21 protein-coding genes are annotated in these 13,022 nt (G+C 71.2%); 8 read left to right on the plus strand and 13 right to left on the minus strand.

The window, feature by feature from the left end; genetic code table 11:
- Positions 1-8 precede the first annotated feature (8 nt).
- Genes VK611_15055 through VK611_15065 form a run of 3 tightly spaced genes read left to right on the plus strand, consistent with a single transcriptional unit; the run spans position 9 to position 2,286 of the window.
- On the plus strand, positions 9-371 hold the full coding sequence (locus tag VK611_15055; protein ID HMG42651.1) for a YciI family protein: 363 nt from the start codon (positions 9-11) through the stop codon (positions 369-371).
- On the plus strand, positions 368-1,654 hold the full coding sequence (locus VK611_15060; GenBank protein HMG42652.1) for a sigma-70 family RNA polymerase sigma factor: 1,287 nt from the start codon (positions 368-370) through the stop codon (positions 1,652-1,654). Before VK611_15055 ends, VK611_15060 begins: the two co-directional genes overlap by 4 nt.
- A 38-nt stretch (positions 1,655-1,692) precedes the next feature.
- Positions 1,693-2,286: an ATP-dependent Clp protease proteolytic subunit gene (locus VK611_15065; GenBank protein HMG42653.1), complete on the plus strand. Its 594-nt coding sequence runs from the start codon at positions 1,693-1,695 to the stop codon at positions 2,284-2,286.
- Between the two features lie 28 nt (positions 2,287-2,314).
- Here the strand turns inward: VK611_15065 and VK611_15070 are convergent, their stop codons facing one another.
- The gene (locus VK611_15070) at positions 2,315-2,647 is read right to left on the minus strand and encodes an antitoxin (protein HMG42654.1); all 333 of its coding nucleotides are present in this window, start codon (positions 2,645-2,647) and stop codon (positions 2,315-2,317) included.
- Complete coding sequence (gene rpe / locus VK611_15075; protein HMG42655.1) at positions 2,644-3,366, minus strand: ribulose-phosphate 3-epimerase; 723 nt, start codon at positions 3,364-3,366, stop codon at positions 2,644-2,646. Before rpe ends, VK611_15070 begins: the two co-directional genes overlap by 4 nt.
- A 55-nt stretch (positions 3,367-3,421) precedes the next feature.
- Here rpe and VK611_15080 point away from each other — a divergent pair, with 55 nt between their 5' ends.
- Complete coding sequence (locus VK611_15080; protein HMG42656.1) at positions 3,422-4,156, plus strand: VTT domain-containing protein; 735 nt, start codon at positions 3,422-3,424, stop codon at positions 4,154-4,156.
- A gap of 8 nt (positions 4,157-4,164) precedes the next feature.
- Here VK611_15080 and VK611_15085 read toward each other — a convergent pair whose 3' ends face one another.
- Both VK611_15085 and VK611_15090 read right to left on the minus strand, forming a co-directional pair.
- Positions 4,165-4,560, minus strand: a complete 396-nt coding sequence (locus tag VK611_15085; GenBank protein HMG42657.1) for a CBS domain-containing protein — start codon at positions 4,558-4,560, stop codon at positions 4,165-4,167.
- 63 nt (positions 4,561-4,623) lie between these two features.
- The gene (locus VK611_15090; GenBank protein ID HMG42658.1) at positions 4,624-5,502 is read right to left on the minus strand and encodes a sigma-70 family RNA polymerase sigma factor; all 879 of its coding nucleotides are present in this window, start codon (positions 5,500-5,502) and stop codon (positions 4,624-4,626) included.
- 48 nt (positions 5,503-5,550) lie between these two features.
- Here VK611_15090 and VK611_15095 point away from each other — a divergent pair, with 48 nt between their 5' ends.
- Positions 5,551-5,913 (plus strand): hypothetical protein, encoded by a 363-nt coding sequence (locus VK611_15095; protein HMG42659.1) that lies wholly within the window; start codon positions 5,551-5,553, stop codon positions 5,911-5,913.
- A gap of 70 nt (positions 5,914-5,983) precedes the next feature.
- Entirely contained in the window at positions 5,984-6,379 is a 396-nt protein-coding gene (locus VK611_15100) for an ATP-binding protein (protein HMG42660.1), read from the plus strand.
- 26 nt (positions 6,380-6,405) lie between these two features.
- Here the strand turns inward: VK611_15100 and VK611_15105 are convergent, their stop codons facing one another.
- Both VK611_15105 and VK611_15110 read right to left on the minus strand, forming a co-directional pair.
- Complete coding sequence (locus tag VK611_15105) at positions 6,406-6,756, minus strand: STAS domain-containing protein (protein ID HMG42661.1); 351 nt, start codon at positions 6,754-6,756, stop codon at positions 6,406-6,408.
- A gap of 47 nt (positions 6,757-6,803) precedes the next feature.
- Positions 6,804-7,520: an MgtC/SapB family protein gene (locus VK611_15110; protein ID HMG42662.1), complete on the minus strand. Its 717-nt coding sequence runs from the start codon at positions 7,518-7,520 to the stop codon at positions 6,804-6,806.
- A 101-nt stretch (positions 7,521-7,621) separates the two neighbouring features.
- Between VK611_15110 and VK611_15115 the strand changes: the two genes are divergently transcribed.
- The gene (locus VK611_15115) at positions 7,622-7,837 is read left to right on the plus strand and encodes a hypothetical protein (GenBank protein HMG42663.1); all 216 of its coding nucleotides are present in this window, start codon (positions 7,622-7,624) and stop codon (positions 7,835-7,837) included.
- 25 nt (positions 7,838-7,862) lie between these two features.
- Here VK611_15115 and VK611_15120 read toward each other — a convergent pair whose 3' ends face one another.
- From VK611_15120 to VK611_15145, 6 genes are all read right to left on the minus strand, one after another.
- Positions 7,863-8,165: a hypothetical protein gene (locus VK611_15120; protein HMG42664.1), complete on the minus strand. Its 303-nt coding sequence runs from the start codon at positions 8,163-8,165 to the stop codon at positions 7,863-7,865.
- 72 nt (positions 8,166-8,237) lie between these two features.
- Positions 8,238-9,254 (minus strand): SpoIIE family protein phosphatase, encoded by a 1,017-nt coding sequence (locus tag VK611_15125; protein ID HMG42665.1) that lies wholly within the window; start codon positions 9,252-9,254, stop codon positions 8,238-8,240.
- A 7-nt stretch (positions 9,255-9,261) separates the two neighbouring features.
- Entirely contained in the window at positions 9,262-9,879 is a 618-nt protein-coding gene (locus VK611_15130) for a SpoIIE family protein phosphatase (GenBank protein ID HMG42666.1), read from the minus strand.
- A gap of 25 nt (positions 9,880-9,904) precedes the next feature.
- Positions 9,905-10,324: an anti-sigma regulatory factor gene (locus VK611_15135; protein HMG42667.1), complete on the minus strand. Its 420-nt coding sequence runs from the start codon at positions 10,322-10,324 to the stop codon at positions 9,905-9,907.
- A gap of 4 nt (positions 10,325-10,328) precedes the next feature.
- Positions 10,329-10,688, minus strand: a complete 360-nt coding sequence (locus tag VK611_15140) for an STAS domain-containing protein (GenBank protein HMG42668.1) — start codon at positions 10,686-10,688, stop codon at positions 10,329-10,331.
- A gap of 22 nt (positions 10,689-10,710) precedes the next feature.
- Positions 10,711-11,625, minus strand: a complete 915-nt coding sequence (locus VK611_15145) for an STAS domain-containing protein (protein ID HMG42669.1) — start codon at positions 11,623-11,625, stop codon at positions 10,711-10,713.
- Positions 11,626-11,780: 155 nt separating this feature from the next.
- On the opposite strand from VK611_15145, the gene VK611_15150 reads away from it, so the two are divergent.
- Positions 11,781-12,164: an ATP-binding protein gene (locus VK611_15150; GenBank protein ID HMG42670.1), complete on the plus strand. Its 384-nt coding sequence runs from the start codon at positions 11,781-11,783 to the stop codon at positions 12,162-12,164.
- 32 nt (positions 12,165-12,196) lie between these two features.
- Here VK611_15150 and VK611_15155 read toward each other — a convergent pair.
- Positions 12,197-13,022 (minus strand): SigB/SigF/SigG family RNA polymerase sigma factor (locus VK611_15155; GenBank protein HMG42671.1); only part of this gene is annotated, 826 nt, incomplete at its 5' end.

The raw sequence follows: 13,022 nt of genomic DNA on the forward strand, positions 1-13,022 counted from the left end.
GTTTCCCGATGAAGTACATGCTGCTGATCTACGGCAACGAGGAGAACTGGGAGGCGGTGCCGCCCGAGGAGTTCGCCGAGATCGTCCGCCGGACCGATGCCCTCAACCAGGAGCTGTTCGAGTCGGGTGAGCTGGTCGGCGCCTACGGGGTCGGCGACCAGCTCACCGCCAAGATGGTGCGGGTCGACGAGGGTGTCGTGGCCGTGACCGACGGGCCGTACGCCGAGGCCAAGGAGTACCTGGGCAGCTTCACGATCGTCGACTGCGAGAGCCTCGACCGGGCCCTGGAGATCGCGGCCCAGAACCCGTCGTCCCGCTACTGGGGCATCGAGGTCCGCCCCCTCATGCACGAAGCGAACCCGGACATGTGAGCCCAGCCCCCCACTCCACCGCCGACGGCTGGTCGGAGGTCCGGCGGCTGGTCCCGGAGGTGCTGGGTTCCCTGGTCCGCCGTTACGGCCACTTCGACGCCTGCGAGGATGCGGTCCAGGAGGCACTCCTGGCCGCGTCCACCCAGTGGCCCGTCGAGGGTCGCCCCCGCAGCCCCAAGGCCTGGCTCCTCACGGTCGCCCGCCGCCGCCTCACCGACCACCTCCGCTCCGAGGAGTCCCGCCGCCGCCGTGAGGAGCAGGGCGCGGTCGAGCCCGCCACGCCGGCTGGGCCATCGGGCGACGACACACTCACGCTGCTGTTCCTGTGCTGTCACCCGTCGCTGTCGGCGCCGTCGCAGCTGGCGCTGACGTTGCGGGCGGTGGCGGGGCTCACGACCGCCGAGATCGCCCGGGCGTTCCTGGTGCCGGAGGCAACGATGGCCCAGCGGATCAGCCGCGCCAAGCAGCGCATCAAGGCGGCCGGCGCCACGTTCCGCCTGCCGCCCGAGCCCGACCGGACCGAGCGCCTGCAGGTCGTCCTCCAGGTGCTCTACCTCCTGTTCAACGAGGGCTACACCGCGACCTCCGGGCCCGACCTGCTGCGCCCCGACCTGACCGCCGAGGCGATCCGCCTGGCCCGGGCCCTGCTCCGCCTGGTGCCCGACGACGGCGAAGTGGCCGGCCTCCTGGCACTCATGCTCCTGACCGACGCCCGCCGGCCGGCCCGCACCGACGCCGACGGCGCCCTCGTGCCGCTGGCCGAGCAGGACCGGGGATCGTGGGATCACGACGCCGTCGCCGAGGGCGTCGCGCTGGTCACCGGGTCGCTGGCCAGCAAGCCGGTCGGGCCCTACCAACTGCAGGCGGCGATCGCCGCGGTGCACGACGAGGCGCCCCGGGCCGAGGACACCGACTGGCCCCAGATCCTGGCGCTCTACGGTCTGCTGGAGCGCGTGGCGCCCAGCCCGATGGTCACGCTCAACCGGGCCGTGGCGATCGCCATGGTGCAAGGCCCCGAGGCAGGTCTCGACCTCGTCGCCACCGTCGACGTCGACTCCCACCACGTGGCCTCGGTCCGTGCCCACCTCCTGGAGATGCAAGGCGACCTCGACGCCGCCCGCGCCGCGTACCGCCACGCCGCCCGCCTCACCACCAGCATCCCGGAACACCGCCACCTCGTGTCCCGCGCCACACACCTCGGCCTCGGCGATCGATCGGGCCCACAGAAAGGTGAGGAGGGGTGCATGTGTTCGTGTGTGGTGGATGGTCGGAAGTGGACCTGAGGGCCGCCGGGCGCAGGTACCCTTCCGCCGTGACCTCGATGCATCCGATCCTCCCGACGGCACAGTCCACCTCGATCGTCAGCCCGACGCACGAGATCTTCAACCGCCTGTTGCGGGAGCGGATCATCTTCCTGGGTACCGAGGTCGACGACGACATCGCCAACGTCATCTGCGCCCAGCTGCTCCACCTCGCCGGCGAGGATCCGGACCAGGACCTGTGGCTCTACATCAACAGCCCTGGCGGCTCGGTGACCGCCGGCATGGCCATCTACGACACCATGCAGTTCATCGAGCCCGACGTGGCCACCGTGTGCATGGGCCTCGGCGCCTCGATGGGCCAGTTCCTGCTGTGCGCCGGCGCACCCGACAAGCGCTACGCCCTGCCGCACGCCCGCATCATGATGCACCAGCCCTCCGGCGGCATCCGGGGCCAGGCGGCCGACATCGCCATCCAGGCCGAGCAGCTCATGTACGTCAAGCAGCTGATGGCCGAGCGCATCGCCTTCCACACGGGCCAGACGGTCGACCAGGTGTCCGAGGACTCCGAGCGTGACCGCTGGTTCACCGCCGAGCAGGCGAAGGACTACGGCATCATCGACCACGTCATCGTGAAGCGTGGAGAGATGCGGTAGGCCGAGCGCCTACCGCACCTCCCTCAGGTCACGGCGCGGGCTCGGCGGGCGGAGGAGCGGCCTCGGCCTCGTCGGCCGGCGCTGCCTCGGCGGTCGGGGCGTCCGCATCGCCATCGGCGTCGGAGCCGCCGCTGTCGGCGATCTTGTGGACCGCGCTCTTGGTGGCTTCCTGGGCCTTGTCGATCTTCTCGGTGAAGCGGCCCTTGGTGACCTTCTCGTCGATGAACTCGCCGGTCTTGTCGACGGCGCCGTGGATCTTCTCCTCGTTGTCGCCGACGAAACCCGCGACCTTGTCCTTGATGTCGATCGCGAGGTCCTTCGCCTTGTCGATGATCGTCGGCTTGTCGTCTTCGGTGGTCATGCAGGTTCTCCTTCTGGGGGTCGCGCCGCCGAGGTGCCCAGCGAGCGCAGCTCGCCGACGGCGTGCTCGAGGCCGGCGGTGTCGCGGAACAGCGACGAGCCGGCCACCAGCACGTTCGCTCCGGCGGCGGCCGCGCCGGACACCGTCTTGGGTCCGATGCCGCCGTCGACCTCGACGTCGCAGTCGAAGCCGCCGTCGAGCACGAGCCGGCGTACGGCGCTGATCTTTGGTTCCATCGTCGCGATGTAGGCCTGCCCGCCGAAGCCAGGGTTAACCGTCATCACCAGCACCATCGCGCAGAGGTCCAGCACGTGGGCCACGGCCGAGGGGGGAGTGGCCGGGTTGATGGCGACCGCGGCCGCGGCGCCGAGCTCGCCCACCCGCCCCAGCGTGCGGTGCAGGTGGCGGGTCGACTCGGCGTGGACGATCAGCAGCGAGCAGCCGGCCTCGACGTAGCGGGGCAGCAGCAGGTCGGGGTCTTCGACCATGAGGTGCGCCTCGAACGGGACCGATGCATGGGGCCGGCACGCCGCGATCACGTCGGGGCCGAAGGTGAGGTTGGGGACGAAGCGCCCGTCCATCACGTCCCACTGGATGCGGTCGACACCCGCCTTCTCCAGGGCCGTCACCTCGTCGCCGAGTCGGGCGAAGTCGGCGGGCAGGACCGAGGGGACGATCTCGATCGGACGGTTCGTACCGGGGCGGGCAGAGGGGACCACGGCTTTCATCCTACGGGCGCAGCACCCACCGATCGGGGCCACTACTGTCGCACGGATGCTCAGTGCACTGCTCGCCGTCGGGGGTGGCTTTCTCGACCCCGAAAACCTGGTCGACAAGGGCGGCCTGGTGCTGATCTTCGCGATCATCTTCGCCGAGTCGGGGTTGCTGATCGGCTTCTTCCTGCCCGGCGACTCGCTGCTGTTCACCGCCGGGTTCTTCGCCTCCGGGCCGTCGAGCGTCGACGAGGCGCTGCACCTCCCGCTGGGGTGGCTGCTGCTCGGCTGCTTCCTGGCTGCGGTGGCCGGCGACCAGGTGGGCTACGTGTTCGGCAACCGGGTGGGCCCCGCGCTGTTCAAGCGGCCCGACTCCCGGTTCTTCAAGCAGGAGAACGTGGCGAAGGCCCAGGCGTTCTTCGACAAGCACGGCGCCAAGACCATCGTGCTGGCCCGCTTCGTGCCGATCGTCCGCACGTTCACGCCGGTGATCGCCGGCGTGTCGAAGATGAAGTACCGCACGTTCGTCACGTTCAACGTGATCGGCGGCCTGCTGTGGGCGGTCGGCGTGACGCTGCTCGGCTTCTTCCTCGGCCAGATCGACTTCGTGGAGGCCAACCTCGAGATCGCCATCCTCGCCGTGGTGGCCATCTCGGTGCTGCCGATCGCGCTGGAGCTGTGGAAGGCCCGCAAGGAGCGCAAGCACGTAGGGCTCGACATCGCCCACGACCTGCTCGACCCGGACCTCGACGACATGGCCCGCGAGGCCGTGCGCCCCGACGGCCACGTCGACTGAAGTCCAGGTCAGATGTTCGGGGGTGCCGCCGAGATGTCGGCCAGCGGCGACTTGGGGTCGTCGGCCACCGCCAGGTCGCCGATCGACACGATGCCGACCAGCCGGCTGTCCTCGATCACCGGCAGCCGCCGCAGGGCGTGCTGGCGCATGATCTCGGCCGCCTGGGTGGTGGGGTCGTCGGCGCCGACTGTCTGGATGGCGGCGCTGCACACCTCGCCGGTGGACGTCGCCGCGGGGTGACGACCGGCGGCGACGGCCCGCACGACGATGTCACGGTCGGTCAGGATCCCCCGCAGCACGCCGTCCTCGGTCACCAGGACGTCGCCGATGTCGTGCTCGCGCATCACCTGCGCCGCCGCCTCGATGGTGGTCCGGGCGTCGACCGTCAGAGGGCTCGGCATCATCACGTCTCGCACTGTGTCTGCCATGCTCGGTGGCTTCCCCCGGAGCCGCCGCCCAAACGCCGGTCAGACGCCGACGATGTGCTTGCGCAGCCGCCGGATGGCCCGGGCCAGCAGCCGCGACACCTGCATCTGGCTGCAACCGAGCTGCTCGGCGATCTCGGTCTGCGTGTGCTCCTCGACGAAGTAGAGGCGCAGCAGTTCGCGGTCGTCCTCGGAGAGCAGGCCCAGGGTCTGGCTGAGGGCGGTGCGGTTCTCTATCCACGAGAAGCCGGCGTCGGGCTTGCCCACCACCTGCTCGGTCTGGAGCTGGCTGACGGGGTCGACGGCGTCGAGCGAGCTGGGCGAGCGGGCTCCCTCGGCGGTGAGCACCTCGAGCACCTCGCTCTCCTCCGCGCCGATGAAGTCGGCCACCTCGGCGTGCGACGGCTCGCGCCCGAAGTCGTGGGTGAGCAGCTCGCGGGCCTCGCGCATGGGGCTGGCCATCTCGTGGACCCGCCGCGGCACCCGGATCGACCAGCCGGTGTCGCGGAAGTGCCGGCGGATCATGCCGGTCATCGTCGGGCGGGCGAACGCCAGGAACGGGAGCCGACGCTCCGGGTCGAAGCGCTTGAGCGCCAGCAGCATGGCCTCGAGGGCGATCTGGGTGAGGTCCTCCAGCGGCTCGCCCCGGCGGTAGTGGCGGCGGGCCTGCGACTCGGCGTGCGGCCGGTAGTGGTCGACGAGCGTCGCCAGCGCCGCCTCGTCGCGGCGCCGGTCGTAGCGGACGTGGTCGGTCCACAGCTCCGGCTCGACCGCGGGGCGGACGTCGGCGCCGGCGAGGTGCCGGTGGGGCACGGGGTCGCGCGGCAGGGTGGCGGCCGCGAGCGCGGCGTCGCTGGCAGCACGCAGCCGAGCCAGCGTTTGCCGGCACTGCGTCTGGTGACGCGACGCCTTTCTTCCCATTTCCGATGTATCTCCCCGTAGGTCATGTCGGGTATACCTCTTGCGCCGATGGCTGACGACTGGACGGAAGACCCGAGCGATGCCGGGCTGCTCGACGCGGCGCGGCAGGAGATGGATCGGGCGGCGGGCGACCTCGAGCGGGTGGTGCGGCTGCTCGACGAGCGCATCGAGCGGGTGGAGTGGCTGGAGACGTTGGTGGACGAGTTGCTGGAGCTCGTGGACGCGCCGGCGCTGGTGGTCGACGCCGACGGGTGCATCCTGGCGGTGAGCCGGGGCGCCGAGGCCGACCTGCCCGGTGCCAAGGGGGCGCTCGGCAAGCCGGCGTCGTCGGTGCTGCCCGACCCGCTGGGCGACGACGTGACGACGGTGTCATTGCCCGGAGCGGCGACCCTGGTGGTGCTCTCCCCGTGAGGCCGACGTGCAGTGCGACGTGTGTGGCGCGGGATCGCCGGGTAGCCAACCCGCGTCGAGGGAGCTGAGTGTGGACGATCTACTGCCGAGCCCCATCGTGCTGGAGCTGCCGGGCGACAGCCGCTTCATGCGCCTGGCCCGCCTCCTGGCCAGCGGGGTGGCCACGGCCTGTGGCCTCCCGCTCGAGGAGGTCGAGGACTTCCGGGTGGTGGTCGACGAGGTGTGCGCCACGCTGATCGAGGCCGGGGGCGGCAACCCCATCCGGGTCTCGTTCACGATCCGGGGCACCCTGCTGTGCGTGGAGGGCACCACCCGCGACCGGGGCATCGGCGGCCCCGACGCCGACCGGCTGGCGCTCAGCTACCAGATCCTCGACGTGGTCACCGAGTCGCACGAGTTCGCCCGCGACGACGGCGAGGTGGTGTTCACCGCCGCCACCCGCCTGCGGGGCAGCGGCGTCGGCTAGGTGGCGAGGCCGCCCGAGCGACCGGGCTACTGGCCGCTGGGGGCCGGGAGCAGCTCTTCGGCCAGGCCGGCGATCTCGATGACCCGCCCGACCGACGGCGACACGCTGACCAGGCGGAACTTGGCGCCGGTGCGCATCGCCTCTGCCCGGGCGAGCAGCACGGCCCGCAGGCCCGCCGAGTCGGCGAACGTGAGGCTCTCGGCGTCGATCTCGACGATCTCCGCCGAATCCGACAGCGCCTGCTGCACCTCGGCGGTGAGCCGGTCGGTGCCGTGGAGGTCGAGCTCGCCCACCAGCTTCACGACGGTGCGGTTGCCGTCGCGGCTGCTCGACACGAACAGCACCTGGTCGGTCGTCGGCTCGTTCCCCGGGGACATCTCCGACAGTCTGGCACTTCCGGCCTCGGAGGGTGCGCGGCCGGCGTTCAGACCTGCACCAGGGAGTCGACGTCGGACGAGGTCGACACGTGGGTCATCCAGAGGCGCACCTGGTCGGGCCGGGCGCTGAGCGTGGCCGCCACCACCACGTGCCCGTCCTCCTTCTCCAGGAACACCTTGTCGAGCTCCACCTCGGAGAGCTCGTCGAGCCGCGCCAGGAACGCCGTGGCGTCGGCGCCGGTGGCGAGGTGGACGCGCACCGTCAGCGACGTGCGGGACCAGCGGCGGCGGATCGTGTCGCGCAGGGGCCGCAGCAGCACCAGGCTCCCCAGCAGCACGACGGTGGCGACCGCGGCGGTGCCGATGTCGCCGACGCCGCAGGCCAGGCCGATGGCGGCGACGGTCCAGAGGCTGGCGGCGGTGGTGAGGTTGCGGATGGAGTTGCCGCTGCGGAAGATCACGCCCGCCCCGAGGAAGCCGATGCCCACGGCGACGTTGGACGCGACGCGGGTGACGTCGATGTTGACGTTCGTGCCGGAGCGCCGGCCTTCGAGCTCCAGGAACCCGAGCGTGGAGATGACGCCGAACAGTGCCGCGCCCAACGCCACGGCGATGTGGGTGCGCAAGCCGGCCGGCTGGTCGCCCGCCTCGCGCTCGATGCCGACGGCCGCGCCCAGCACCGTCGCCGCCAGCAGGCGCACGAGGGCGTCGCCGTCGAGGCTCAGCGTGGTGAGATCGGCCCCAGCAAGCGTTGTCACGGACATGGGTTTCCCCGTCGTCGCAGGTCGCAACCTCGGGCGTGTCCTGCGAAGGGGGTTCGCCGTCCCGTCACCGGGAAGACATCTCGTGACGAAGGAGGTTCCCCATGGGATTCCGCAAGAACGCCGACGACGACGGGCAGCCCCGCAAGCGTCGCCGCAAGCCCCTGTTCCTGGCACTGGTCGCCGGTGCGGCCGGCTGGGTGTACGTGAAGGTGATCCGGGCCGGTCGCCCGGACGTCACCGAGGAGGCCGACGACGCCGAGGCGGTCGAGACGAACAACCGCAAGGCCGCCGCCAACCGCAAGGCCGCCGTCAGCTAGCAACGCAGTGGTCTGGTCCTGCTGGTCAGGCGTTCGTGTCGACCAGCAGGATCAGCTGCTCGTCACCACACGAGAACTGGTAGCGCAGGCCGTCGTCGGCGTCCTCGACCTGCAGGTCGAGCAGCGCGCCGCCCGCCTCCCAGTGGCTCATGATCGCCTCGAGCTCCAGCTGGGCGTCGGTCGACGGCTCGGCGCCGAAGCCCAGCGACAGCGGCGTGCCGGCCGGCACCCGCTCCAGGCCGCGGTCGCACGGCTCGAGCGTCACGAGGTCGACCACCGTGCCCTTGCGCAGGTGCTCCACGTGGATGATCTGACAGACCACCTGCAAGCGGCCTGACGTCCAGACACCGAAGGGATCTCTCACCATGGAAGCGTCCCCACCGTCGGCCGGCGCGATACGTCAGCCGAGAAGGGTGGCGGCGAGGATGCAGATGTCGTCACGGGCGCCGTCGGGGGCGAGCTCGGCGAGCACGTGGTCGCACAGCTCCTCGGCGCTGCCGGTGAAGCCCTCGGTGGCCCGGGCCAGCAGGGCCAGGCCGTCCTCACCCGAGCGCTCGGCCGGCTCCACCAGGCCGTCGGTGTACATCAGCACGTGGCCCCCGACCGGCAGCGGCAGCGCCACCTGGTGACGCTCCTCGGGCGGCGGGCTGACGCCCAGCAGCCGCCCGTGACCCCCGTTGACCAGGTGCGACGCGCCGTCGGGGCCGATCACCACCGGCGGCGGATGCCCGGCGCTGGTGACCACCAGCTCGTGCCGCGCCGGGTCGACGGTGACGTAGACCATGGTGGCGATGTCGCCCGCACCGAGCCGCTCCACCAGCACGTCGAGGTCCTCGATCACGCCGGCGGGCTCGCGACCGCCGAGGGCGTAGGCCAGCACGGCGATGCGCAGCTGGCCCATCGTGGCCGCGGCGGCAACCCCGTGGCCGGTCACGTCGCCCACCACCAGCCCCACCCGGTCGTCGGGCAGGTCGAGCACGTCGTACCAGTCGCCGCCGGCGTGGGTGTCGGTGCCACCCGGGAGGTAGCGGACGGCCACGTCGAGCCCGGCGGGGATCGGGGCCGCGGTCGGCATCAGGTCGCGCTGCAGCATCCGGGCGATCGCCCGCTCCCGCTGCACGGCCTCGTGGGCCTCCCAGTAGCCGCGCTGGGTCATCTCGAAGGTCGACAGCGCCTCGGCGAGGAAGCCGAAGCTGGCGTCGATCGCCTTCTGCGCCGGCCCGTCCGGCGCCGTGTCGAACAGGTCGGCCACGGCCTCGCGGTGGACGTCGACCAGCTCGAGGATGGTGGCGCCGTTGGCGCAGGCGGCCCGGCCCAGCCGGTAGGCCTCGGCGAGCTGGCTCTCCTCCCCGGCCTCGACGTAGCGGGCCAGGGTGGCGCGGTACGTGGCGGCGAGGTTGGCGGGGCTGTAGGGCATGGGTGGGTCAGCTCACGTTCCGGCCGCGGTAGCGGGCGACGAGCACGAGCGCGTCGTCCTCGTAGGTGGCCTGGTCGGCCAGGATCGTCTCGGCCAGCCGGTCGACCGCGACCTCGGGCCGGATCGGGCTGGTGAGGTCGCCCCGCACGCCGTCGGTGGCGATCACGAGCGCATCGCCCGGTGCGAGCTGCAACGGGTCGCTCACGTGCAGGTTGGGCAGGAGGTAGCCCAGCACGCCGCGGCACAGGAACACGCCGTGGTTGCGGGGCCGGGCCATCTCGTCGGCCCGCAGCAGGGTGCCGTTGACGTTGCCGACCCCGAGCCAGTCCATCCGGCCCGTCTCGCCGTCGACGATCGCCAGGGTGGCGGCGACACCCCGGCTCTCGGCGAGGCGCTCGTGGGCCAGCAGCAGCAGCGCCTCGACCGGCTCCGCCCGGTTCTGCTCGATCACCCTGATCGCGAGCTCGGCCGCCTCGGCCGCCTCGGGGCCGTGGCCCAGGCCGTCGATCACGGCCAGCACGGCCCGCGTGCTGGTGGCGAGGACGGTGGCGATGTCGCCGGACAGCGCCTGGCCGACCATCGGCCGGCTGGCGACGGCCCAGTCGAGGAACGGGTTGTCGGCCATCGACGACTCGGCTACTCGTGACCCGTCACTCGCCGCACCACTTGCGCATGATCACCGTCGTACCACGTCGGGGCTTCGTGATGATGGTGAACTCGTCCATCAGGCGGCGTGCGCCGGGCAGGCCCAGGCCGAGGCCGTCGCCGGTGGTGAACCCGTCCTCCAGGGCCCGTTTGACGTCGGCGATGCCGGGCCCCTCGTCGTGGGCGGTGATGAGCAGCGAGCGCCGCCCGGTGTCGTCGACCAGCTCGAGCTGCAGCTCGCCGCGGCCGGCGTGGGTGAGCATGTTGCGGGCGATCTCGGAGATGGCCGTGGCGACCATCGTGAGGTCCGTGGCGCCGCAGCCCCCTGTGGCTGCCATCTCGCGTCCCACCTGGCGCGCCTTCACGATGTCGGCGTCGGTGGTGATCGAGATGTGGGCCACGTCGGTCGGGCGCCGGCCGTCCACGTCGCTACTCCGTGATGAGCTCGTCGAGCAGCATGAGACCTTCTTCGAGGTCGAGCGCGGTGTCGACGTCCTCGAGGGTGATCCCCAGCTGCACCATGGCGAACGCGACCTCGGGCTGGATCCCCACCAGCACCGTCCGGGCACCCCGGAGGCGGGTCATGTGGGCGATCGTGCGCAGCGTCCGGGCCGCGAACGAGTCGAGGACGTCGAGCGCGGTGGTGTCGACCACGATCCCGCGGGCCCGGTAGCGGGAGACCTGCTCCATCAGGTCGTGCTGCAGGTCCTCGGCCTCGCTGTCGGACATCGTGGCCTGGATGGTCGCGATCAGATATCCCCGTTGGCGCAGGACCGGGACGTGTGACATGTCGTTGCCTCGGGACCGGCGTTCAGCGGATCTCGCCGACGCGCTCACCCGTAGCGGTCTGCGTGACCTCGTAACCCAGCAGGCGCTCGGCCTGCTCGATGCCGCCCTGCAGGTCGCCGACGGCGTTCATCTTCGACAGGTCGACGCCGATCGTCACCAGCGTGAGGGCGATCTCCGACGACAGGCCGGTGATGATCACGCTGGCGCCCATGAGGCGGGACGCCTCGACGGTCTGCACCAGGTGGTTCGCCACCGTGGAGTCGATCTCCGGGACGCCGGTGATGTCGATCACGACCACCTTGGCGCGGTGCGTGCGGATGCCCTTGAGGAGCTGCTCGGTGAGCTGGCGGGCCCGCTGGTTGTCGAGGATGCCGATGATCGGGAGGATCACCAGGCGCTCGCGCACCTGCAGCACCGGTGTCGACAGCTCGCGGATGGCCTCCTGCTGCTGGCGGATGATGCGCTCGCGCTCCTGCACGAACGACACGCCCACCGTGTTGGCGATGCGGTTGGCCGCCGGCTCGTAGGCGTCGAGCACCCGGTTCAGCAGGTCGAAGTCGCCCTGGTACTTCTTGAACAGCGACCGGGCGAGCACGTCGCGCAGCAGCAGCACGATGCCGAGGACCTCTTCGGTCTCGACGCCCCGGGGGATGATCCGCTCCGACAGGCTGCGGGCGTAGTCCTGCAGGGCCTCCACGCTGCCGGTCTCCAGCACCTCGACGTAGTTGTCGTACACGGAGGTGGCCTCGGAGAACAGCTCCTCCGGGGTCATCGCCGTGAGGAGGCGGGCGTCGGTGATGCGCCGGGCCCACTCCTCGCGCAGCTGGGTGCGGTTCTCGCGCAGGTGGGCCACCAGCTCTGGGAGCAGATGGCTCGCGTCCGGCGCCGATGCCGCAGTGGCTTTCCGGCCCCGTGCCGACTCGGATGGGTCAGTCAACAGTGCACCTCCTGGTGAACCCAGCGGCGAACTCTACGTTCTCTCCGGGTGGCGGCGCGCCACGTCGGTTCAGATCGGGTTGGTTCAGGGCACCGACAGCGGGAAGACAAGTGGCGGGCGCGGAGCACGTGGTTGGATAGCGGGCCGGAGGAGTGATGCAAGTAGCCGAGCAGTTCCCGGGACGCTCCGACCAGATCCCGCGCGCCAGGGCGCTCGTGCGCTCCTCGCTGCGCTCCTGGGGTCTCAGCGCCACCATGGACGACCTGCTCCTGGTGGTCAGCGAGCTGTTCACCAACGCCGTGCTGCACGGCGACGGCCAGGTGGAGCTGCGGCTGGAGCTCCTGCCGGGCTGCGTGCGCCTCGAGGTGGTCGACGAGGGCGCGCCCGACGCTCCCATGCCGCTGGAGCCGGTCACGGGCGCGCTGTTCTCCGGCCGCGGCCTCGCCATCGTCCAGACGGTGGCCACCGCGTGGGGCAGCGCCCGCGCCTCCCACGGCGGCACACGCGTCTGGGCCGAGATCCCTCGTCACCAGGTGTAGGGGTCTCGCTCGGGGTTCGCTCGGGTGCGGGACTAGCGCTCGGATTCGAGCTTGTGGCGCATCTTGTCGAGCGAGGCCCGCAGCAGGCGCGAGATCTGCACCTGGCTGACGCCGATCTTCTCGGCGATCTGCGACTGGGTGAGACCGTCGACGAAGCGCATCTTGATGATCAGGCGCTCCCGCTCGGTGGGCAGGGCGTCGAGCAGCGTGCGGACCGTCAGCTTGGCCTCGGCCGCGGCGTAGCCGGGGTCGCTGCCGCCGAGCGTGATGGCGTCGGCGGTGTCGTCGTCGCTGGGCGGGGCCAGCGGCACGCCGCGGTAGCAGCCGCTCACCTCGAGGGCGTTGAGGGCGTCCTCGACGGTGACCCCGGCCCGCTCGGCGATCTCGGGGATGGTGGGGGAGCGGCCCAGGGTCTGGTGCATCTCGTCGACGACACCGCTGACCACCTGGTACAGCTCCTTGGCGCGACGGGGGACGTGGAGCGTCCACGTCTTGTCGCGGAAGTGGCGGCGCAGCTCACCGAGGATGGTGGGCACGCCGAACGTGGTGAACATCACCCCGTACGTCGGGTCGAACCGGTCGATCGCCTTCAGCACGCCGAGCATCGCCACCTGCACCAGATCGTCGAGCGGCTCGCCCTTGTGGGCGAAGCGCCGGGCGCAGTGGACGGCCAACCAACGGTGGTCTTCGATGAGCTCGTTGCGCAGCTTGCGGTCGCCGGTCTTCCGGTACTCGGCGAAACGTGGGTCCAGCGTCCGGCGCTCGTCGCGGTCTGTGCGCGGCGTGGTGCTGCCGGTACTAGTGGGATGTGCGGTTACGTCAATCACCTTTGCTCCGATCGGTCTACCGCTAACGTCA

The organism is Acidimicrobiales bacterium, assembly GCA_035316325.1.
GTDB lineage: Bacteria > Actinomycetota > Acidimicrobiia > Acidimicrobiales > VFJN01 > DASXTK01.

Excerpts from the sequence above, each read along its gene's own strand:
- VK611_15055 (HMG42651.1), top strand. The coding sequence starts at position 9 with ATGAAGTACATGCTGCTGATCTACGGCAACGAGGAGAACTGGGAGGCG.
- VK611_15065 (HMG42653.1), top strand. The coding sequence starts at position 1,693 with ATGCATCCGATCCTCCCGACGGCACAGTCCACCTCGATCGTCAGCCCG.
- VK611_15070 (HMG42654.1), bottom strand. The coding sequence starts at position 2,647 with ATGACCACCGAAGACGACAAGCCGACGATCATCGACAAGGCGAAGGAC.
- VK611_15080 (HMG42656.1), top strand. The coding sequence starts at position 3,422 with ATGCTCAGTGCACTGCTCGCCGTCGGGGGTGGCTTTCTCGACCCCGAA.
- VK611_15085 (HMG42657.1), bottom strand. The coding sequence starts at position 4,560 with ATGATGCCGAGCCCTCTGACGGTCGACGCCCGGACCACCATCGAGGCG.
- VK611_15090 (HMG42658.1), bottom strand. The coding sequence starts at position 5,502 with ATGGGAAGAAAGGCGTCGCGTCACCAGACGCAGTGCCGGCAAACGCTG.
- VK611_15095 (HMG42659.1), top strand. The coding sequence starts at position 5,551 with ATGGCTGACGACTGGACGGAAGACCCGAGCGATGCCGGGCTGCTCGAC.
- VK611_15105 (HMG42661.1), bottom strand. The coding sequence starts at position 6,756 with ATGTCCCCGGGGAACGAGCCGACGACCGACCAGGTGCTGTTCGTGTCG.
- VK611_15110 (HMG42662.1), bottom strand. The coding sequence starts at position 7,520 with ATGTCCGTGACAACGCTTGCTGGGGCCGATCTCACCACGCTGAGCCTC.
- VK611_15115 (HMG42663.1), top strand. The coding sequence starts at position 7,622 with ATGGGATTCCGCAAGAACGCCGACGACGACGGGCAGCCCCGCAAGCGT.
- VK611_15125 (HMG42665.1), bottom strand. The coding sequence starts at position 9,254 with ATGCCCTACAGCCCCGCCAACCTCGCCGCCACGTACCGCGCCACCCTG.
- VK611_15130 (HMG42666.1), bottom strand. The coding sequence starts at position 9,879 with ATGGCCGACAACCCGTTCCTCGACTGGGCCGTCGCCAGCCGGCCGATG.
- VK611_15140 (HMG42668.1), bottom strand. The coding sequence starts at position 10,688 with ATGTCACACGTCCCGGTCCTGCGCCAACGGGGATATCTGATCGCGACC.
- VK611_15150 (HMG42670.1), top strand. The coding sequence starts at position 11,781 with ATGCAAGTAGCCGAGCAGTTCCCGGGACGCTCCGACCAGATCCCGCGC.